The following is a 20,282-nucleotide window of genomic DNA, read 5'->3' on the forward strand; positions in this document are numbered from 1 at the left end:
ACCGTTTAATTAATTTTCTTGTACTTTTCCTGGGCTCGAACGGTAATCCGAACGACGCCTCAACTGATACTGGCGCACCGCCTTGTTGTGCTCAGACAGTGTTTCCGAGAAGTAATGCGAGCCATCCCCTTTCGCCACAAAGTACAAACTTTTTCCGGGTTTGGGGTGCAAGGCCGCGTGAATGGCTTCCCGTCCCGGCAGAGCGATAGGTGTCGGCGGCATCCCACTGATCACGTAAGTGTTGTACGGCGTTGGCTGGCGCAAGTCAGCGCGGCGTAAATTACCATCGTATTTAGCGCCCATGCCATAGATAACCGTAGGATCGGTTTGCAGGCGCATGCCCTTGCCCAGGCGTCGGACGAAAACACCGGCAATTTCATCGCGCTCCCAGGGTACACCGGTCTCTTTCTCGACAATGGATGCCATGATCAAAGCATCATAGGGAGAATCATATGGCAGGTCATTTCCGCGTTTTTCCCACTCTTCCGCAAGCACTTTGCTCATACGTTGGTTGGCCTGACGCAACAGGTCTAAATCACTGGTGCCAGAGCGATAGATATACGTATCTGGGAATATCTGACCTTCCGGATTGCCGTCTATGCCCAAGGCTTGCGCAGCGGATTCGACGGTGGCCCCCGCATCCGTTGCTCGAATTTTTTGTGAGGCGCGTATCTGATTGAGCGCCTGCTGGAATGTCCACCCTTCGACCAGGGTGACACGATAACGCGTGACATCACCTCGATTGAGTCGCGCAACCAGATCCATGGCGTTACTGCCAGCTGGGATCATGTATTCGCCAGGGTGAATATGGCCGAGTTTTTTAATTCGGGCATAACCCAGTACGAGGCGCGGGTGTTTTACAACTCCGTCTGCCGCAAGGCCGTGCACCACCCGTGAAAGGTTACTGCCGGCCTCCACATCCATTCGCAACCCCTGCGCCGGAACGGATAAAGGCGCTATGAGAGCACTGTTAATGAACCACAGGGACGCGCCGCCGGATATGACACCGAGCACCAGTAACACGAGTGCACCCCGAACGAACTTGCCAAGCCTGGAGACCTTGGTCGTCTTTCCTTTGCCTGAATTCGCGGAAGCTTTTTTCCGGTTTTCTTTCTTCGCTACCATAACTCTTCCGAAATTAACGCTTGCAGCACGCTTGTTGCACGCCCTGGGCGTACCGGGCTCTGTATCTGGGGATCCATTTGCAAGACTTGTGGAGTGCTTGCCAGCAATCGCGCGGGAATCACGCCCCGCACACTGTTACAGATCGCCAGTTCGTCGGCTCTCGCCAGATCCGATGGATAAAGCGTATCTTCGCTGATTTCGACCTGACCGGCCAGCCAGCGCAACATGACCCCGCGCACTCCAAACTGATCCAGCCTCGGTGTTACCCAATCTGAGCCGATCCGCAGCAACAGGTTGCTACGAATGCCCTCAATCACCGCACCTTTTGGTTCCAGCAGCACCGGCTCGAGCAGTGGCTCGCCGGTGGTTGCGCGTGCCGGCCACTCGGCTGCAGCCCCCGTATAGACATCTCTTACGAGTAATTTACAGCCGTAGAGTTCGGCATGCTCTGAACCACCGCCCAAACTTCGCGTGCCCGGCGCAAACGGCGATCGCGTAGCATCACGGGTGAGTCTGGTGCCGCACAACCCCAACAGCACGCCATTAGTCCATGGAGAGGCTTTCTCTAATGGCTCCACTCGAAAATCCCACACGGGTTTATCGGTGTCGGTATCTTGCAGTACACCGTAACGCAGCCTTACCCGAGCACCTTCCGGCCAATTTTGCGTACGCGACGTCACCTGCTCCAAGGATGCGCTGATTGCATTTAGGTCCTCGGATGGCGGGGAAGCGCTGCGCTGCAAACGCGCACGGTGAAATTCCCACAGCGGGATCTTCCCGTGGCCGGCCCGCATTGTCTCCAGTACGCCAAACTGAAACGCACTATCCGGCACGAGCGTGTGCAGCTCGCCGGCAGCGGAAAAATAGAAAGGGTAGATATCCGTCACGGATCAAGGAGGGCAGCAATAGAGCGGACTGTTAAAACACAGCCGCTCCATCGCGTATTGCACGGTTAAACGCGCTGAAAAATCAGCGAGCCGTTGGTGCCGCCAAATCCAAATGAATTGGATAACGCAGCATCAATTTTCATCTCTTGCGCCTTATGTGGCACCAGGTTAACACCGGTACAGTTCTCATCGACGTTATCGAGATTCACGGTGGGTGGCGCGACCTGATCCTGAATCGATTTAACCGAGAAAATTGCTTCGATTGCACCCGCAGCACCCAGCAGGTGACCGGTCATAGACTTAGTCGAGCTTACCGCCAGCGCATCCAAGGAGTCGGAAAACACGGAACGTACCGCAGCAATCTCTGCCTTATCGCCCAGCGGCGTAGAGGTACCATGCGCGTTAATGTACTGAATAGCCGCAGGTTCGAGGCCCGCGTCATTCAGCGCATTCGACATGGAAAGCGCTGCGCCAGCACCGTCTTCTGGTGGTGACGTCATATGGTGTGCATCACCGCTCATACCAAAGCCACTCAGCTCAGCGTAAATCTTTGCTCCACGTGCCTTGGCATGCTCGTACTCTTCGAGTACCAGTACACCCGCGCCCTCACCCAGTACAAAGCCATCACGGTCTTTATCCCAGGGGCGGCTGGCTGCCTGCGGGTCATCGTTGCGAGTGGAGAGTGCGCGCGCTGCGCAGAAACCACCAAGACCAACCGGCGTGGTAACCATCTCCGCACCACCGCAAACCATCACATCGGCATCACCATATTGAATGGTACGCAAACCGATTCCGATCGCGTGGGTTCCGGTTGTACATGCAGTTGTTGTCGAAAGGTTCGGGCCTTTCATTCCGTATTTGATCGACAGGTTACCGGCAACCATATTAATAATGGCACCGGGAACAAAGAAAGGAGAAACGCGGCGGGGTCCCTTCTCTGCAATCAACATTGCATTATTCTCAATGGCGGCAATACCGCCCATACCAGACCCGATACAGGCACCAACTTTCGAGGCCATTTCCTCGGATACTTCCAAGCCACTATCTTCCATGGCCTGAATAGCGGCGCTCAACCCATACTGCAGAAACACATCCATTTTGCGTGCTTCTTTCGCTGGGATATGAGGCTCCGGTGAAAAATCTTTTACTGTCGCTGCAAAGCGTGTGCTGAATGCAGAAACATCAAATGTGTCAATCGGCACAACACCGCTGGTACCTGCCAACAAAGCAGACCAGGTATCTTCAAGGTTGTTGCCCAGAGGGCTAACCATGCCCATACCGGTAATAACGACTCTTCTTTTCGACACTGATGTCTCCCCGATATAAATGCTATGCGCCGTAACCCTATCGCCGTTATCGGTCGCAAATTTATCAAGTTTCAAATATGCCGAGAGCCGCGCTATGCAACATAGAACGGCTCTCGTAAAGCTTTTATACCGACCAGTGCGCGTGGCACTGGTGGTAAAAGTAACGTGTATTGGTCACGCGCTACTTAAGCTATCCAGCAGGAATCAACCCAGGTTCTGGTTGATGTAATCGATGGCCAGCTGAACAGTGGTAATTTTCTCGGCTTCTTCGTCCGGGATTTCGGTCTCGAATTCCTCTTCCAAAGCCATTACCAGCTCAACAGTGTCGAGGGAGTCAGCGCCCAGATCTTCAACAAAGGATGCTTCAGGTTTTACATCTTCTTCCTTCACGCCCAGTTGTTCAGCAACGATCTTTTTTACGCGCTCTTCAATGCTGCTCATGATTCAATTTAACTCCTAGTGGATAAAAATCTAATTTGGTCACTGCTTAAAATTTATTCGTCATTTTTTGACGATTCAGCAACCGGCTTACACAGCTAACGGTTTATGCGAGGCGGCATTGTACCCTGATTTTTTCGGGATGTAATGCACCGCCTCACCGCAACCATTGAATGATAAATTTTTCTTTACCAATCAATCAGTTATGTTGATTTTCTCGAAAGAAAATCAACCCATATACATGCCACCATTCACCTGAATGGTCTCTCCGGTCACATAACCGCCAGCATCACTGGCCAAAAATGCAACAACGGAGGCAATTTCTTCAGGTGCGCCCAGGCGCCCCAGAGGGATCTTGCTCAGCAGCGCTTCACGCTGTGCTTCCGGCAACACTTTAGTCATATCGGTATCGATAAAACCTGGTGCTACGGTGTTCACCGTAATCCCGCGAGAACCCACCTCTGCGGCAAGAGCCCGAGCAAAACCACCGACACCAGCTTTGGTGGCAGCGTAATTACTCTGGCCAGCATTACCCATGCTGCCGACCACAGAGCTGATATTGATAATACGGCCCCAGCGCGCCTTGGTCATATCACGCAAACACGCCTTGCTGACACGGTAGACAGCGGTCAGGTTCGTATTCAGAACGTCCTCCCACTCGTTATCTTTCATGCGCATCAGCAGGTTGTCTTTGGTAATCCCGGCGTTGTTTACCAGGATGGTCGGCGCACCAAATTCACTTTTTACTGCGTCCAAAACGCCAGCAATACTTTCAGCGTTGGTTACGTCCAGCTCTTTACCAGAACCTTTGATACCTTTTTCTGCAAAACGTGCCGTAATTTTTTCTGCGCCGCCAGCACTGGTCGCAGTGCCGATCACAATGGCACCCTGCGCACCAAGTAGGTCTGCAATCGCCGCGCCAATTCCTCGGCTGGCGCCAGTAACCAGTGCAACTTTCCCTTCCAGTGAAGTTGTAATTGTCATAATTTCTCCAGATCGCCAACAACCGACCCATTAACAAAACGGGGCGGAGGGGCGGGGTTCTTCGTCAACTATTGAGCTGTTTTATGCGGCTATTAGCTGGCCGTAGCGGTAACCGCTGCGGATAGCTGCTCGGATGATTCAATATTGTGCGCGGTAAGGCTGCGGTCAATGCGCTTTGCGAGGCCGGCCAGGACCTTGCCCGGACCGCACTCAACCAGCTGCTGCACCCCAGAGCTCGCCATCGACTGAACACAGGCAGTCCAGCGTACCGGGCTGTAGATCTGTTCGACCATCAAGGCCTTGATCGCAGCTGGGTCACTTTCGGTTTTGGCGTGCACATTATGAATAATCGGTGTTGCGGGCGCGTTAAACGCGGTCGCTTCGATTTGTGGAGCGAGTTTGTCTGCCGCTGGACGCATTAGCGCGGTATGGAACGGTGCGCTCACTGGCAATGGCATGGCGCGCTTGGCACCAGCCGCCTTGCAGGCATCGATGGCGCGACCGACGGCCGCTGCGCTACCGGCGATTACAACCTGACCCGGCGAGTTGTAGTTCACGGCTGCGACTACCTCACCCTGCGCGGACTCGGCGCAGGCCGCTTCGACCGCGGCATCGTCGAGACCGATAACTGCAGCCATGGCGCCTTCGCCTGCAGGAACAGCTTCCTGCATCAGGCGCCCGCGCTCGCGCACCAAACGCACACCGTCTGCGAAATCGAGCACGCCGGAGCATACAAGTGCAGACCATTCGCCAAGGCTGTGGCCCGCCATGAACGCAGGAGCCGCCCCGCCCTGTGCCAACCAGGCGCGGTAAAGCGCAACGCTAGCCGTTAATAGAAGCGGCTGGGTTCTTTCGGTGAGATTGATGTCTTCCTGGGCACCATTTTGGCAAAGGTCCCAAAGATCGTAACCGAGAACGGAGGAAGCTTCAGAAAAGGTCGCAGAGACCTCAGGAAAGGCCTGGGCAGCATCGGCCAGCATGCCAATTTGCTGGGAGCCCTGCCCGGGGAAAACGAACGCCAATACTGAGTTGGTCATTGAACATCCTTTAACCAAATAAATTAAGCCACTAATTCCAGGGATGGCTATACAGCAGGCGCCTGCTGGTCGAACCTTGGGGCGAAAGACCGGGAATCAATCACACCCGGTCTGACGCTGGGCCTGGTAGGCCAGAGCCCGCCCTACAAGATGTGCCAGGTCAGATTCGGCACACTCTTTTGCGGTCAACATAGCGCGGTAAAACGCCTCGCTGCTGGCACCGCCATGACTTTTGATGACGTTGCCTTCCAGCCCTAAAAAGCTGGCGCCATTATAGCGGGACGGCTCCAGCTGTGACCGCCATTTTCGCAACAGATTTATGGCTAATTGGCCAAAATACCGCTTCAGGGGAGCCTTCTTATCGATGGTGAACGTCTTCTGACCAATAAGTCGTATGACGCCCTCAGCGGATTTCATGGCCACATTTCCCATGAGTCCGTTGCACACCACCACGTCCACAACACCCGTGAAGATGTCGTGCCCTTCCACAAAGCCCGCGTACTGAATTGATGGGTCAGCCTGAAGAAGCTGACCGGCGCGGCGAATCTCTTCGGTGCCCTTGTGCTCTTCTGCACCAATATTCAGCAAGGCAACAGAGAGATCCTGCCGACCTGAAAATACCCGCTGCGCCTCAACACCCATACGTGCAAACTGCACCAGATCTTCTGCGCTGCAATCGATATTGGCACCCAAGTCCAATAAAAAGCAGGAGCCTTCCGAGGTGGGCACCGATTTGCCAAGTGCCGGACGACGCACACCCTCAACCGTACCCAGAATGCTACGACCCAACGCCAACAATGCGCCGGTATTACCGGAAGTCACCATGGCACCGCACTCACCGGAGGATACCGACTGCAACGCTTTTGCCATTGATGATTCGCGCTTGTGACGCAAGGCGTGAACCGGGTTACAACCCTGGGTAATCACTTGAACGCAGTCCACCACTTCCACGCGCTCGCGGACAGATGGAGGTTCACTATTCAGGAGGGATTGGAGTTCCGAGCGGGGACCGAACAGCTTGAGCGCTGCACGAGGATAGCGGATAAGAAATCTTGCGCAGGCCGGAACGACAGAGCGGGGACCTAAGTCCCCGCCCATCGCATCCACGGCCAATCGAAATTGGCTGGACAAAACTTACTCTTCTTCGGAAGAGCCGCCAACGTCTACCACTTTGCGACCACGGTAGAAACCGTCTTTGGTCACGTGATGACGGTGGTGCTTCTCACCGGTGGTCGGGTCTACGGACAGAGTTGGTCCGCTCAGGGCGTCGTGAGAGCGACGCATGCCGCGACGGGAACGGGTTTTTTTGCTCTTCTGAACAGCCATTTGGTGCTCCTAAACATAACTAACAGTTTAAACCGGAACCGGGGCGCCTACCGGCGAGCCCAAACCCTTCAAACAGCCCTCAAGACTTGTTTGACGAACCCTTCAACTGTTCCAGTACTTTAAAGGGGTTTTCTCGTTGCTCTTCCGCTTCCGGTTCCTCACTCTGACTTTGGAATGCCTCATGCGCGACGCAATCCCAGTCGTGGTAAGCCACCATTGGCAGATTGAGCAAAATCTCATCTTCCAATACCTGATACAGATCCAGCTCATCGCCATCCTGTATCACCGGGTCCAGAGACTTAGGTAAGGCATTACCCTGCTCTTCAGACCACACAAACCCCAGTGCGACATCCGCTTCAATCAACTCGCTCACCGGCTGTAAACAGCGTTGGCAAAGCAGGTTGACCGTCAATTCAAGATGACCAGTGGCCACCTGATGGCGCTGCAGGTCTCGGGCAAACGCCAGAGAGACCGTTACGTCACCCTCGATCGATTCCGTAGATGCCGTCAGCCGAGGCAGAGCATCGTGGGGCACAATACCGTCCAGTTCTTGCCCGCGCTGCACCAACTTTCGTGCGTCTATGCGGCGTGGCAGCGCGGACTTCTGAGAGGAATTCTGCGCCATTTTTTGACCGGACTTCTGGGGGGGTATCGACATAAGCGCGCAATTCTATGGACTCACCTGAGGCTTGTCAAAACAAATCATCCACCGCATGATCAGCGCCCGAAAACACTCGCTCTCCCATGATTTCCCAGGGAGGGACAACCAGTGGAGAAGCTTCATGCGCAACCTAATTCTAGCGTCCAGTTCGAGCTACCGCCGCGAGCTCCTGTCAAAGCTGCACCTAACGTTTGAAAGCTGCGCACCCCATATAAATGAAGAAGCATTGCCCGGGGAAGCGGCCGGTGATCTCGCCAGCCGGCTCGCGCGCGAAAAGGCACTGGCGTTGGCAGGCAAGTATCCTGACCACCTCATCATCGGCTCCGACCAGGTCGCGGAGTGTCGCGGCACACTACTGGGCAAGCCCGGTACCAAGGAGCGCGCCATAGAGCAGCTCACCCAGAGCTCGGGCTACACGGTAAACTTTCATACTGGCCTATGCCTGGTGGACACGCGCGACATGAGCCACGAGACCGTATGCGAAACCTATTCAGTACACTTTCGCGAGCTCAACAGAGAAGAGATCACCCGCTACGTTGAGCTCGACCAGCCTCTGGATTGTGCGGGTTCGTTTAAGTCGGAAGGTCTAGGGATCACTTTGTTCGAAAAAATGGAAGGAACTGACCCCAATACACTTATCGGGTTACCACTAATTCGATTGGTTGAGCTACTAAGACACAAGGGAATCAACCCCCTCGGCCGATAACCTGGCCGACTCAGGTGCAATTAGCGGGCATCAAGGGACTAACGGTGGCCAGGCGAGAAGCTCGGTAAAGTGATCAATGACCTTTAGTGGGGAACAGTCGTGCAGCCGCTCACGACTGTGCACGCCGTAGCTGACACCTATCGCGGGCATATCAATTGCCGCCGCCATCTTCAGATCAAATTCCGTATCCCCCACCATTACCGCTTCCGAGACGGGCAAATCTGTCTCGGACAATATCTCACGCAACATGGTCGGATTCGGTTTTGAAGCAGTTTCATCCGCACAGCGACTCGTGGCAAACAAGTGCCCTATTCCATGCTCGGCAAATTCGCGATTCAGGCCACGGCGACTCTTCCCGGTCGCAACCGCCAACTGGTGACCAGACCCAAGAAGCTGATCAAGAGTATCCAAAACCCCATCAAACAACGGCAGTGGTTCACCGCGCGCAGCCAACCACTCTTCGGTATAGTACTCGCGTAAGTCTCCGCGCTGCTGGCTATGCGCTTCGGGAAATAACGTGGCAATCGCCTCAGGGAGACCAAGACCGATGATATTGCCGATCGCGGAGGGCTCGAGCACCGGCAAGCCGGCGCGATCAGAAGCGCGCTGCATACAGGCCACAATTCGGGCCTCCGAGTCGCATACCGTCCCATCCCAATCGAGAATAACCAGCATCGGCAACCGCTCCCTATCAAAAACTCTTAGCGCAACTTACCCAGAAGCCCAGCCAGCTCTGCAGGCAGTGGCGCCTCAACACTCACACGAGTACCGTCAGGCAAGCTGCAGCCCACCCGGGCAGAGTGCAAAAATAGGCGCTTGAGACCCAGCTGCCGGAAATGCGCGTTAGCTTCGTCGGGCGTATATTTGGCATCCCCCGCCAATGGGCAACCGACAAACTGTGCGTGCACTCGAATCTGGTGGGTACGCCCGGTCACCGGCTCCGCGCGCAACAAAGTGGCGCCGTTGAGTCGCTCCTCAACCTGAAACCGCGTCGTCGAGGGCTTACCCTCGCCGTCCACGACAACCATGCGCTCGCCGCTCTTCAGCGTGTTTTTACGCAGTGGAGCCTCGACCAGCTTTTGCGCGCGCGGCCATTTACCCACACCGAGTGCCAGATAGGACTTATCCATTTTCCCGGCACGCAATTCACTCTGCACATGTAGCAGAACGGACCGTTTCCGCGCGACGAGGATGGCACCACTGGTATCGCGATCGAGCCGATGCACCAGCTCCATAAACGGGCTTTCGGGATACATCTGGCGCAGCGCCTCAATCAGACCAAGCCGCACACCGCTACCACCGTGGACCGCCAGTCCCGAGGGCTTATTCACCACCAGCAGACCACCCTTATCGTAAAGAATGGCCGCCTCAAGTGTGCGCCGCAGCTGATCCCCCGCCACAGCGGGCGGTGTTTCCTCTGAAACGCGAACCGGGGGTACACGGACGAGATCCCCCGCCTTCAGGCGATATTCCGCCTTTACCCTTCCTTTATTTACCCGCACTTCACCCTTGCGCAGAATGCGGTAGATACGCGAGCGTGGCACACCCTTAAGGCGCGCCTGCAAGAAGTTGTCCACGCGCTGGCCAGCCAGCTCTTCCGGAACGGTAATAAACTGCACACCAGCGCCCCCCTTGGGGGAATTGGCGCCAGAACGAGATTCTTTGGCCTGAGCGGCCTTGTTTGGAGGGGTACTTCGCATGGGGCGCATGATAACGGCATGCACAACCCATTTGAAGCACACAATTGATGCCCAAGATAGGCCATGTTATATTCGGCCCGCCTAAGTTGGGCTGGTTTTCGGCGGTGCACGGTTTTTCTGCTATATAAAAACCCAGGTGCCGTTCTCGAGAAAATACCGCCAATCAGGCCGGTGCGCGGAAAACCGCGTTATCAACAAAACTTTGTCGGTGAGACCCTTCGAGAGCGCGTCGAAAGATGGTGCCAAGGAAGTACAAAGGCAGCGAGGAGCTGTCACTTCCGAAGTTCTCGCCGACACCAACCCGAAGAAACGGGATTTTTGCGAAGGTAAGACGGGCTGACGCCCGCAGCGCTTGGAACAGACTCAACTCGTTACATATCGCTCTGAGAATGCGCGCCAGCGACCGAACTGGCCCCCGGCCCGTGCCTGAGATGGAAAGCCGTCCCTGCACCGCCGGCAACAATTAGACAACACAGGGCCCAGCCACGAGCCGGCCCCAGAGCGGAAAACAATGTAACCCATGCCAGCCCCATATGGCCGGCAGCCAGGAACCGCCCAAAGAAACACACTGGGCCCGGACTGGCAGGACCTGAATACACCCGAACACGAAGGGGTATTCTGAGTTAAATCGGTATGTGCGCCGACCGCCGTGACCACGATTGATGGCACGTGCGCTCTGCAACATATACGAAAGCTGTACGCCCCCGCCCTACCCGGCGCTGGGCCAATACAGCCAAACCACCAACGCCTGCGAGCTTCAGTGGTGTTTTACCTTTGCGTAACGCAAGGAAAATACCAACGCATGAAGAGAATGCTGATTAACGCGACCCAGCCGGAAGAGCTGCGCGTTGCTCTGGTTGATGGCCAATGGCTGTACGACCTGGATATCGAAAATCGCACTCGCGAACAGAAAAAAGCCAATATCTACAAGGGTAAAATTACCCGTGTAGAGCCCTCTCTGGAAGCCGCATTTGTCGACTATGGTGCTGAGCGCCACGGCTTCCTGCCCCTGAAAGAAATTTCCCGCGAATACTTCATCAAACAGCCCAAAGACATTGAGGGCCGCATCAAGATCAAGGATGTGGTCAAAGAGGGCATGGAAGTTATCGTTCAGGTCGACAAAGAAGAGCGCGGCAACAAAGGTGCCGCTCTGACGACCTTTATCAGCCTGGCCGGCCGCTATCTGGTTCTGATGCCAAACAACCCGCGTGCCGGTGGTATTTCTCGCCGTATCGAAGGCGAAGAGCGCAGCGATCTGCGCGATGCCCTGTCCAGCGTGGAAGTTCCTTCCGGCATGGGCATCATCGTCCGCACCGCTGGAGTTGGCCGCAGTGGCGAAGAGCTGCAGTGGGACCTCAACTACCTGCTGCAACTGTGGACCGCCATCAAGAAAGAAGCGGATGAGTCGAAGGCGCCCCACTTCCTGTTCCAGGAAAGCAACGTCATCATCCGTGCGATTCGCGACTATATGCGTGATGACATCGGCGAAGTAATCGTTGATGAAAACGGTGCTTACCAGCTGGCGGCCGAATTTGCCCGCCAGGTCATGCCGAACTACGCCAACAAGGTGAAGTTCTACGATGACAGCATTCCCCTGTTCAATCGCTACCAGATCGAAAGCCAGATCGAGACCGCGTTCGAGCGTGAAGTGAAGCTGCCGTCCGGCGGCTCCATCGTAATCGATGTGACCGAAGCGCTGATCTCTATCGACATCAACTCCTCCCGCGCCACCAAAGGCGGCGACATTGAGGAAACTGCACGCACCATCAACCTGGAAGCCGCAGACGAAATCGCTCGCCAGCTGCGCCTGCGTGACATGGGCGGCCTGGTGGTGATCGACTTTATCGACATGCAGAGCAAGTCGAGCCAGCGCGAAGTTGAAAAGCGCATGGAGAAAGCGCTGGGCATGGACCGTGCCCGGGTACAGGTTGGCCGCATCTCTCGCTTCGGCCTGCTTGAAATGTCTCGTCAGCGCCTGCGCCCATCTCTGGGTGAAACCACGTTCCGTGTGTGCCCGCGCTGTAGCGGTACCGGCACCATTCGCGGCACCAAGTCACTCGCCCTGTCCATCCTGCGACTGGTCGAGGAAGAAGCGAAGAAAGAGCGTAGCGCTGAAATTCGTGCAATTGCACCGGTTAACGTTGCTACCTACCTGCTGAATGAAAAGCGTGGAGCAATTTCCGACATCGAGTCTCGCAACAACACTCGCGTTGTTGTGGTTCCGAATGCTGATCTGGAAACCCCGCACTTTGAAGTACAGCGCTTGCGTGACGACGACTCCGCCACCCTGGAAACCTCTTACAAGATTTCCGGCAGCATCGAGGAATCCCTCGAAAAGGCGGATGAAGAGCCGGCACGTCCGGTAGCACAGCCTGCGGTGCAGCAGATTGCCCATACTGCCCCAGCCCCAACACCACCTGCGAAGCCCAAGGCCAAAGCAAAGACCAAGCCGAAAGCCGAAGCGAAGCCAGGATTGTTCAGCCGCCTAATCAGCGCGATCGCCGGCCTGTTTGGCGGTGAAGATGAAGATAGCCGCAAGAAGCACAAGAAAGGCAAAGGCCGCGGCAAAAACTACCAGCAGCGGAATCGCAGCCAGCGCGGTGGCCGTGGACGCGGCCGCGGAAATCGTGGCAGAGGTCGCGACGATCAGCGCAGCGAAGAGCGCAAAGAAGACAATCGCGGTAAGCGCGGTGACAAACGCCGCGAAGACAGCGATTCGGTCGAAAGCGCGCGCGACAGCAACCGTGAACAAGGCCGCGACAACGCGCGCGGTGGCGAAGGTCGTGAAGGCGGCCAGCGTCGTAGTCGCCGTCGTCGCGGTGGTGATCGCCGCAACGACCAGCAAACTGCGGTTGCGGAAGCCGAAGTAAATAACCTGGAAGTGACCGAAAGCAGCGAATCTGGTGAAGAGCAGCAGCGCCCGTCACGTCGCCCCAGCAACGTACGTGGTCGCCCGCAGCCCCGTCGTCGTGGTCGCCGCGGTAGCGATCAGGCTCAACCGTTTGCTGACGCCACAGCCGCACCAGAAGCTGCAGAATCCAAGCAAGGCGAGGCAGAAGCCGCCAAGCCTGAACAACCTGCACAGGTAGAAAGTAGCACTGAAGCGAAGCCTGAAAGCCGTGGCGCGCGCTCTGATAAGCCGCGTCGTCAGCGCAAGCCTCGCCCGCCGCGTGCCGAACAGGAACAGCAGCCAGAATCGCCTGCAGCGGAAGTAGCAGCGCCCAAGGCCGAACCGGAAGCTATTGCGCCAGCGCCTAAACAGGAAGCCCCCGCAGCACCTGAAGTTGTGGCCCCCAAGGCCGAGCAACCAGCGGTAGAAGCGGTAGCTGAAGTAACCGAGTCTCCCGTCGAGCAAGCGCCAGTTGAGGTTGAAACTGCCAAGGCTGAAGTTCAGGAAACTGCCGCAGCCGAGCAACCAAGCGAGAGCAAACCAGAAACCGCTGAAGCCCCGGCAGAGGCTCAAGAAGCCGCCCCGGTAGCTGACGAAGAAGTTGCGACCACCGTAACGGAAGCACCGGTTCAGGAAGAACCTGTGCAAGAAGCGCCGGTGCAGGAAGCGCCTAGCGCGACTACTGGCGGCAAGCCTTCCCGTGCGAGCAACGACCCGCGTGTTAACCCGAAACCGCTGGTTGATATTCAGGTCGTCACCAAGCAACTGGAAATTGGCGAACTGCGCCCGCTGGATACCGCGCAACCCGCGAACATCGATCACAGCCCTCGCGCACTTGCGCGGCCGGCAAATGATCCGCGTGTTCAACGCAGCAACGAGGTAGCCGAAGGCTAAGTGCTGACGTGACAACAGAGAGTTAGCTGTTCAAAATTGCAGCTAACTCTTTGAAGTTACTAAAAAAATTCGGATCGCACTTGTACCTGCAAAACAGCTCGGTATAATGCGCCGGACAAATTGGTGGGATGGCTGAGTGGTCGAAAGCGGCGGTCTTGAAAACCGTTGAGTGTAACAGCTCCTAGGGTTCGAATCCCTATCCCACCGCCATATTAAAAAGCCCGGCCTCGTGCCGGGCTTTTTTGTGCCTGCAATTCCACTCCTGAAGTACAGACGGAAATTCCTGCAGCAACCTGCTGAGGGTGACGGCTCGCCCTTCGATGGTTTAGCTGATTACCGCGCTGGTCAAATCAAGACTGAAAGCTTCCGCACGCTCACATTGCATGCCCACATAGGTTTACGCCCCACTCCCCTGTTCTGGATGTGCCCGCAAACGAAGCACAAGGCACATCACCAAGACCACTGTTAACCAGACGATGCCATACGGAAGCCAGCCACAGGCAAGAAGGAACGGCACCGCAAGCAACATAATCCAGCACCGACTGTCTTTCGCTGCGAACTGGTCGCGCACAAACCACAACCCCAGGACGTAGACCGATACTGCGACCGATGTGGTAAGCGTTGCAATTTGTGAGACGCCGTGTCCGCCGTGAAGCTGTTCCACCGCGACCACCAGCCCCGCACCCACCGCAGCACCACCTGCAAAAATAAGGAAATGGCCGTACGCCCAAACGAAGACACGTTCAAGTTTCTCGGAGGCCAAGTGGCCATCCACAGAGAAATAGAGCCACCACATGCAAAACGCGAGCACCGCGCCGCAGGCAAACACCAGTAGATAATCCCCCCAAAAGCCGGAATGAATCGCTTCAGAAAGGGCCTCTTTACTGCCGAGCAGCACTTCACCCAATACGATTATGTTCAGCAGCCCGAACCGCTCGACGATATGGTGTCGGTGCCACTGAGTGGTACCGGCCTTCTCTCCCAGAAACGGAATCAGCATTTCTAAGGCAATGCCGACGACAAAGAGCAACGTGAAGTGGTCGTGGTCGCGCGGGACAATAAAGACCAGCCAGGCCCAATAAGCCTGCATCAGTACCTGACCACCCGCGTAAATTAGTGCTGTGTTTCGATATTCATGCTTCGCCCAGGCGACCCTCAGCCATAGAGAAGCAAATGCCAGGCGCATGATCATGTAGCCACTAAACATATAGCGCAGGTCACGATCCTCAAAGAACCCTGGAGCACTGGCAGCGATAAACAATGCTCCCAGCATCAGCACCATCACCGTAATTCGATACCCGACATCGTCGTTGTCAAAACTCGATGCAAACCAGGTAAACAGGTTCCATGGCCACCACACACACCAGAACACCAGCAGGAACTTGATAACACCTTCCTGCCAGTGCCCGTCCGCAATCGCATGCCCTAGCCCATGCGCTGCAGCAGAAATAGCGATGACAAACACCAGGTCAAACAGCAGTTCTAACTGTGTCGCGGCCCTGTGTGCTTCGGCTTTATCCCGCGGCAGCAGTGGCCTTAGGTATTTTGGCGAACGAGATTCCGTCACGTTTTTGAACCTGCATCGAAAGATCCGGCAAGCGGGGCTGAATCACCATCTGGTGTTCAAGATCTCAGCGTCACCTCGGGCGCTGCTACTCAGCACACAGCTGCGTTCAAGAAACTTTAGTTCCAATAGAGAACCGACTGAAATTTTGGCGGTCGCTTATCCCCATTAAGTGATCCAGTCATTTTTCTATCTATTCTCATACACATGTCCCAACAGTCGACCTCCACAAGAGCCGAGCGCCATGCAGCAAGGCTCAATCTCGATTCAGGGATTGCACGAAGTTCTCCCAACTGATGTACAACCGAGTAAGTGGCCCATTCGATGAAACGAAGAAATTTCTGTCAGGCAGCGGTACTCATTCCCGCGACCAATATCATTCTTCCGACTAAATCGGAGGCACAAGCAGCAGACAAGGCGAACGAAGCTAAAAAAGCCAGTAAGCCAGCAGCCCACAAAGCACAGGCCAAGAGCGGCACCATCCGGCAGGGAATTTCAGCGAAAGAAGCGGATGGAATGACCTATTCCGATATGAGCAAACCATCCGGCAAAAGTGTTGTTGCCGGCGGACCGGCAGAAAAGACGGATAGCAAGCCGTATCAAATGCCGCTGACCCAAGAAGAGCAAGACATGCTCGGAGGGTCAAAGGGCCCTGAAATGGCCAAACTCATGAAGATTTTGGTGGCGCACGGCAATGCCTTTGGGGCTGACAAACTCGTAAAGCTGGGCGGGCGACCCCACTCCTCCATGTACTTCGGCACCGAATACATGGCTTCGCTGATTGGCATTTTCGATGAAGTGGCCAAGGCCGGGCTCAAATCCTACGCGCCTTACACGGTTAACCCCCGCCCCTACGATGCTTACAACGTCAACAACAACCCAACCGATATGCAGCTGATTTACGAGGGCTATGCCCGGCAGCGGGATGTTGACTGGGTACATGTACGCCTCGGCTCACCCGACCTCAACTACCGCAGCTGCGCCTGCTACGTACCTGAAATCGGTAATGCGCCGAAACCGGGAACCTATGTCGCCTGGGCGGAATCCTCCGCGGTGAACTACGGAAACTCCGCACTTGGTCTGCGCACCAACCGCAATGCTACCGGCATGGAGTTGCTGTGTGCGATTGTTGGCAAGGCGCCCCGCTTCGGATTAATGACGGATGAGGGGCGCAAGGCGAAATGGCTGATCGATGTAAAAACAAGTAAAGAACCGGACTGGGGTGTGATCGGTACGGCAATCGGCCGTAAATGTGTAGAGGATGTGCCGTTTATTGCCGGGCTGGATAGTTACTTTGGCGGCAAGATCACCAATGAAAATATGCACAAGCTGAAGGCAATGGGTAGTGCCACCGCCTCCAGTGGCGCAGTGGGTCTGTACCATGTGGAAGGCGTCACACCGGACGCACAACAGCACGAACGCAAGCTGTTGCTGGACGGCTATCAAACCTATGTCATCGACGACGCAGAACAAGAGCGCATACGCGACACCTTCGAAAACCAGTGGACCAAAAAAGATCATGCGCCCACCCACTGCTTTATTGGTTGCCCGCACAATACCTATGACGAAATCCTTCAATGGGGAACCAATGTTACAAAGGCATTGGAGAAGAATGGCAAGAAAGAAGCCGCCATCCCCGTCTACCTGTTTTGCGCCAACGTCGTACGCGATCACCTGGTAGAGGAGCACCCGGAGCTCGTCGGGCGCATGAAGCAAGCCGGGATGAAATTTACCAACATGTGCTCGGTTTCCTATGCCGGTATGAAAGGTTTCTCCGAGCGCGTCTTCGGCGTGACGAATTCTGCAAAAACCCGCAACTATTCGACATTGCGATATTTTCCAGACGACGTTCTGCTGGAGATCATTGTTACCGGAGAAATCCCCAAAAACGCCTAGTTGAACCAAACACGATACATCCGTTAAAGCCTACAGATAACGCTGGAGAATGAAATGGCAAAGAAGAAGTTTCAGGGCCGCGCACTATTACCAGGTAAGTTGGAAGGGAAAGCTCTCGTATCAACGGTGCCATTCAACACAAGTAATTCTTACATCAAGAATATGTTTGGTGGTGAGACAGAAACCGCACCCTGTACCGATGCGGCCAACAAAGACCTTTATCAGAAAGACCTTAAGGGAGCCATTATCTGTACCACCCAGACCGTCGGCTCAACTCTCGGGGGCTGCGTGCTGATGGGAATGAGCGAGATTGGTGTGGGCCCACAGGCAATGCTATTCGCATGGCCGATTGATTCCGTTTCCTCAGCCGGACTGTTTATGAACGACATCTGGTATGACCGCAGAATCATCACCGTTGACAAGCTCGGTGACGATTTCCTCAAGTCGGTGAAGTCAGGAGATCCCATTGCGATCTATGAAGACGGTACGGTTGAGGTTGGCTAAAACAATCTTGAATGCATCTCGCTTCGACTGATACAGGGCAGCCAATGAAGTGCATGCGCGCACCCGTGGTCAACTTACTTAGTGTTTGCGTCCTCTGTGTGGCCCCGGCAGCGGTTGCCTCGGGCACCCATACAAACGCAAGCACAAAAGACGCCGTCAGTAGCGACCCAACGGACCCCTCGGTAGTACTGCCGGACATTACTATTCGACGCGCGCAGCGGGACTCCCTACTCGGCATTTCACCTCTCAAGGGTGCCCACGACGCATTCGGCAATTTCTCGGACATGATTTACCGCGAAAATTGCGTACGTGTCGGGGTAACGTTTAATCATGCTTCCCAAGGTATTACCGAATCGGTAGACGATGATTCCAAGAGCGGTAGCACTACGGATATGGATCTCGTCGCTCAATGGGATGCCTATAAGCGTGGCGAACCGACTGCGGGCAAGCTTTACGTGCACATTGAAGGCCGCTGGGACTACGGCACAACCGGGCCACAGGACCTCGGCTTCGTGAGCATGGCGACAGCGGGTGGTACTGCAAACGCATTCTCAGCCTATACCCCGACGTTTCTTCCGTTCAGAAACCTGTATTGGGAGCAAGGCAGTAAAGAGGCTGGCTGGGCGTACCGTATCGGCAAGATTACACCCGATGCCATCCTTGCCACCTCGCAGTACATTGCCCCGGTAACAACCTTTCTGCCGAATGCCGGTACGGGTCTATTTGTCAGTGGTTATTCTGATTCCGGGCTCGGCATTGTTGCGGTAAGGCACCCTAGCCCACGCTGGCGTTTTCTCGGACTCGTTTCAGACGCCAACGGCGACCGCCAGAATTTCGGCGACATTGGTGCTAAGGATTTCTATAAGGCGGTTGAGATAGGTTTCAAGCAATGCCCAAAGACCGATAAAGCCGGATATTCAAAGATAACCTTCTGGCACAATGATGGCACCAAGGACCGACAGCCTATTAATGCCAGTACCGGCCTGCCCGGCCATGGTGTTACCGTAAAGCTGGAACAAGAGCTGGACCCACGCGGGAAGAACGTTGCCGTGCTTCGCTGGGGGCGTTCCTGGAACGATGCGGCCATCTATCGCCAACAGGCGGGGCTCTCTTTTATATTCAACAATCCCAGTGGCCCTCTTGGAATGCAGAACGACATGATGGGTGCCTCCGTCAACTGGATCGAGTCCGTAATGCCCACCGCGCGCGAAGAAGTGAACTTCGAGCTGTTTTATCGCTTTCCGCTATTTGTTGGCCTCGACACAACGTTCAGCATCCAGCACATCAGGAACCCTGCATTTACGGATGAATTCAATGAGGCACAGGCATTTAGCATCCGCATAAGATCAGTATTCTGAACACTCCGCCTCCCAATACGGCGGCTCGCCGTAAAACCCCGCAAGGAAGTCAACAAACGCTTTTACCTTTAACGCAAGTAAACGCGACGAGGGATAGACCGCCCAAATGGACGTGTCTGACAGTGACGGGTAATCGGCCAATACCTCAACCAGCTCCCCGCTGGCTAGCTGCTGGTACACACACCAGACTGAACTCTGCGCAAGCCCTAGACCCGCAACACAGGCATCTCGCACCACCTCGCCGTTATCGGCGCGCAGTGTACCCAGTGTCTTAATGCGGACCGAGCCAGCACCGTCTCCGAACTCCCAGGTATCCAGGCCACTGAGATGAAGACAACGGTGTTGTTCCAAATCCCGCGGAGATTCGGGAGTACCGTATTTTTCGAGGTAGGAAGGCGCCGCACAGACGATCCGTCGATCCGACGCGAGCTTTCTTGCGATCAGTGATGAATCCAGAAGCTTTGCGTTGCGTATCGCAACATCAAAGCCCCCCTCCACCAGATCGACCATCGCATCGGATAAACGTAGATCCACGCGCAGGTTTGGGTACTCCGCCATAAAATCGGCCAGCGCCGGCACCAGGTGCATACGCCCAAAGGATGCGGGCGCGGCAATCCTGAGCACGCCGCTGGGCATGGTGCGCGCGGAGCCGACAGAAGCCTCGGCAGCCGCAACGCTTTCGAGTACGTCCTCGGCATGGGGCAGGAACGCTTCCCCCTCCTCCGTAAGAGATACTTTACGTGTGGTGCGATTAAGCAGCCGCACTCCAACACTCTCTTCCAGTTTGTTCAGATGCGCACTGGCAACCGCTGCCGACAGGCCGAGCTCCTTGCCCGCCTGACTGATATTGCGTGTCGCTGCGACCCGCACGAATAGCTTCAGGTATTGGATATTCATCTTGCCGATTATCAACGAAATCTAAAAGCTGATTACTCAGAGTTAATTATTATCAATTTTTCAATTAAAGACTAATCTTTACCCCATCGACAAATGAAGGGCGTCAGA

The 20,282-nt window shown here is 55.4% G+C and carries 18 protein-coding genes and 1 tRNA gene; 6 read left to right on the top strand and 13 right to left on the bottom strand.

Annotated features, from left to right (window positions below):
* Nucleotides 1–9 precede the first annotated feature (9 nt).
* The 9 genes from mltG to KUV22_RS03250 all read right to left on the bottom strand — a co-directional run bounded on the left by mltG (nucleotide 10) and on the right by KUV22_RS03250 (nucleotide 7,762).
* Complete coding sequence (gene mltG, locus KUV22_RS03210; protein ID WP_261319084.1) at nucleotides 10–1,125, bottom strand: endolytic transglycosylase MltG; 1,116 nt, start codon at nucleotides 1,123–1,125, stop codon at nucleotides 10–12.
* Entirely contained in the window at nucleotides 1,119–2,012 is an 894-nt protein-coding gene (locus KUV22_RS03215) for an aminotransferase class IV (protein WP_222228319.1), read from the bottom strand. The genes mltG and KUV22_RS03215 overlap by 7 nt, the downstream gene beginning before the upstream one ends.
* A 65-nt stretch (nucleotides 2,013–2,077) precedes the next feature.
* On the bottom strand, nucleotides 2,078–3,319 hold the full coding sequence (fabF, locus tag KUV22_RS03220) for a beta-ketoacyl-ACP synthase II (RefSeq protein WP_222228321.1): 1,242 nt from the start codon (nucleotides 3,317–3,319) through the stop codon (nucleotides 2,078–2,080).
* A 204-nt stretch (nucleotides 3,320–3,523) separates the two neighbouring features.
* Nucleotides 3,524–3,760 (bottom strand): acyl carrier protein, encoded by a 237-nt coding sequence (gene acpP / locus KUV22_RS03225; protein ID WP_010130751.1) that lies wholly within the window; start codon nucleotides 3,758–3,760, stop codon nucleotides 3,524–3,526.
* A gap of 225 nt (nucleotides 3,761–3,985) precedes the next feature.
* Complete coding sequence (fabG, locus tag KUV22_RS03230) at nucleotides 3,986–4,741, bottom strand: 3-oxoacyl-ACP reductase FabG (RefSeq protein ID WP_222228323.1); 756 nt, start codon at nucleotides 4,739–4,741, stop codon at nucleotides 3,986–3,988.
* A gap of 92 nt (nucleotides 4,742–4,833) precedes the next feature.
* Nucleotides 4,834–5,778: an ACP S-malonyltransferase gene (fabD, locus tag KUV22_RS03235; RefSeq protein WP_222228325.1), complete on the bottom strand. Its 945-nt coding sequence runs from the start codon at nucleotides 5,776–5,778 to the stop codon at nucleotides 4,834–4,836.
* A 96-nt stretch (nucleotides 5,779–5,874) separates the two neighbouring features.
* Nucleotides 5,875–6,885 (bottom strand): phosphate acyltransferase PlsX, encoded by a 1,011-nt coding sequence (plsX, locus tag KUV22_RS03240; RefSeq protein WP_224917197.1) that lies wholly within the window; start codon nucleotides 6,883–6,885, stop codon nucleotides 5,875–5,877.
* Between the two features lie 27 nt (nucleotides 6,886–6,912).
* Nucleotides 6,913–7,104, bottom strand: coding sequence for a 50S ribosomal protein L32 (gene rpmF, locus KUV22_RS03245; RefSeq protein ID WP_077403652.1), 192 nt, complete (start codon nucleotides 7,102–7,104; stop codon nucleotides 6,913–6,915).
* Between the two features lie 79 nt (nucleotides 7,105–7,183).
* A complete protein-coding gene (locus tag KUV22_RS03250; protein WP_224916757.1) occupies nucleotides 7,184–7,762 on the bottom strand; it encodes a YceD family protein in 579 nt (192 codons plus the stop codon).
* 124 nt (nucleotides 7,763–7,886) lie between these two features.
* Between KUV22_RS03250 and KUV22_RS03255 the strand changes: the two genes are divergently transcribed.
* Nucleotides 7,887–8,471 carry a Maf family protein gene (locus KUV22_RS03255; RefSeq protein WP_222228329.1) on the top strand — a complete coding sequence of 195 codons (585 nt, stop codon included), beginning with the start codon at nucleotides 7,887–7,889 and terminating at the stop codon, nucleotides 8,469–8,471.
* A gap of 30 nt (nucleotides 8,472–8,501) precedes the next feature.
* Here KUV22_RS03255 and KUV22_RS03260 read toward each other — a convergent pair whose 3' ends face one another.
* Both KUV22_RS03260 and rluC read right to left on the bottom strand, forming a co-directional pair.
* Nucleotides 8,502–9,146 carry an HAD-IA family hydrolase gene (locus KUV22_RS03260; protein WP_222228331.1) on the bottom strand — a complete coding sequence of 215 codons (645 nt, stop codon included), beginning with the start codon at nucleotides 9,144–9,146 and terminating at the stop codon, nucleotides 8,502–8,504.
* A 26-nt stretch (nucleotides 9,147–9,172) separates the two neighbouring features.
* Entirely contained in the window at nucleotides 9,173–10,081 is a 909-nt protein-coding gene (gene rluC, locus KUV22_RS03265) for a 23S rRNA pseudouridine(955/2504/2580) synthase RluC (protein ID WP_222228791.1), read from the bottom strand.
* Nucleotides 10,082–10,973: 892 nt separating this feature from the next.
* Here rluC and rne point away from each other — a divergent pair.
* The gene (gene rne, locus KUV22_RS03270) at nucleotides 10,974–13,955 is read left to right on the top strand and encodes a ribonuclease E (protein WP_222228333.1); all 2,982 of its coding nucleotides are present in this window, start codon (nucleotides 10,974–10,976) and stop codon (nucleotides 13,953–13,955) included.
* Between the two features lie 122 nt (nucleotides 13,956–14,077).
* Nucleotides 14,078–14,165: transfer RNA gene (locus KUV22_RS03275), tRNA-Ser, on the top strand.
* 187 nt (nucleotides 14,166–14,352) lie between these two features.
* On the opposite strand, the gene KUV22_RS03280 is transcribed toward KUV22_RS03275, so the two are convergent.
* Complete coding sequence (locus KUV22_RS03280) at nucleotides 14,353–15,522, bottom strand: low temperature requirement protein A (protein WP_222228335.1); 1,170 nt, start codon at nucleotides 15,520–15,522, stop codon at nucleotides 14,353–14,355.
* Between the two features lie 321 nt (nucleotides 15,523–15,843).
* Here KUV22_RS03280 and KUV22_RS03285 point away from each other — a divergent pair, with 321 nt between their 5' ends.
* From KUV22_RS03285 to KUV22_RS03295, 3 genes are all read left to right on the top strand, one after another.
* Nucleotides 15,844–17,415: an aconitase X gene (locus KUV22_RS03285; protein WP_222228337.1), complete on the top strand. Its 1,572-nt coding sequence runs from the start codon at nucleotides 15,844–15,846 to the stop codon at nucleotides 17,413–17,415.
* Nucleotides 17,416–17,469: 54 nt separating this feature from the next.
* Nucleotides 17,470–17,919, top strand: a complete 450-nt coding sequence (locus KUV22_RS03290) for an aconitase X swivel domain-containing protein (RefSeq protein ID WP_222228339.1) — start codon at nucleotides 17,470–17,472, stop codon at nucleotides 17,917–17,919.
* Nucleotides 17,920–18,017: 98 nt separating this feature from the next.
* The gene (locus KUV22_RS03295) at nucleotides 18,018–19,277 is read left to right on the top strand and encodes a hypothetical protein (RefSeq protein ID WP_222228341.1); all 1,260 of its coding nucleotides are present in this window, start codon (nucleotides 18,018–18,020) and stop codon (nucleotides 19,275–19,277) included.
* Here the strand turns inward: KUV22_RS03295 and KUV22_RS03300 are convergent.
* Nucleotides 19,266–20,174 (bottom strand): LysR family transcriptional regulator, encoded by a 909-nt coding sequence (locus KUV22_RS03300; protein WP_222228343.1) that lies wholly within the window; start codon nucleotides 20,172–20,174, stop codon nucleotides 19,266–19,268. The two genes, KUV22_RS03295 and KUV22_RS03300, sit on opposite strands and share 12 nt — an antisense overlap.
* Nucleotides 20,175–20,282 lie beyond the last annotated feature (108 nt).

Origin of the sequence: Microbulbifer agarilyticus (genome assembly GCF_019800665.1) — a bacterium.
Classification (GTDB): Bacteria; Pseudomonadota; Gammaproteobacteria; order Pseudomonadales; family Cellvibrionaceae; genus Microbulbifer; species Microbulbifer agarilyticus_C.

Excerpts from the sequence above, each read along its gene's own strand:
- KUV22_RS03260 (WP_222228331.1), bottom strand. The coding sequence starts at position 9,146 with ATGCTGGTTATTCTCGATTGGGATGGGACGGTATGCGACTCGGAGGCC.
- rne (WP_222228333.1), top strand. The coding sequence starts at position 10,974 with ATGAAGAGAATGCTGATTAACGCGACCCAGCCGGAAGAGCTGCGCGTT.
- KUV22_RS03300 (WP_222228343.1), bottom strand. The coding sequence starts at position 20,174 with ATGAATATCCAATACCTGAAGCTATTCGTGCGGGTCGCAGCGACACGC.
- fabD (WP_222228325.1), bottom strand. The coding sequence starts at position 5,778 with ATGACCAACTCAGTATTGGCGTTCGTTTTCCCCGGGCAGGGCTCCCAG.
- rpmF (WP_077403652.1), bottom strand. The coding sequence starts at position 7,104 with ATGGCTGTTCAGAAGAGCAAAAAAACCCGTTCCCGTCGCGGCATGCGT.
- KUV22_RS03285 (WP_222228337.1), top strand. The coding sequence starts at position 15,844 with ATGAAACGAAGAAATTTCTGTCAGGCAGCGGTACTCATTCCCGCGACC.
- acpP (WP_010130751.1), bottom strand. The coding sequence starts at position 3,760 with ATGAGCAGCATTGAAGAGCGCGTAAAAAAGATCGTTGCTGAACAACTG.
- KUV22_RS03255 (WP_222228329.1), top strand. The coding sequence starts at position 7,887 with ATGCGCAACCTAATTCTAGCGTCCAGTTCGAGCTACCGCCGCGAGCTC.
- KUV22_RS03290 (WP_222228339.1), top strand. The coding sequence starts at position 17,470 with ATGGCAAAGAAGAAGTTTCAGGGCCGCGCACTATTACCAGGTAAGTTG.
- mltG (WP_261319084.1), bottom strand. The coding sequence starts at position 1,125 with ATGGTAGCGAAGAAAGAAAACCGGAAAAAAGCTTCCGCGAATTCAGGC.
- KUV22_RS03250 (WP_224916757.1), bottom strand. The coding sequence starts at position 7,762 with ATGTCGATACCCCCCCAGAAGTCCGGTCAAAAAATGGCGCAGAATTCC.
- fabG (WP_222228323.1), bottom strand. The coding sequence starts at position 4,741 with ATGACAATTACAACTTCACTGGAAGGGAAAGTTGCACTGGTTACTGGC.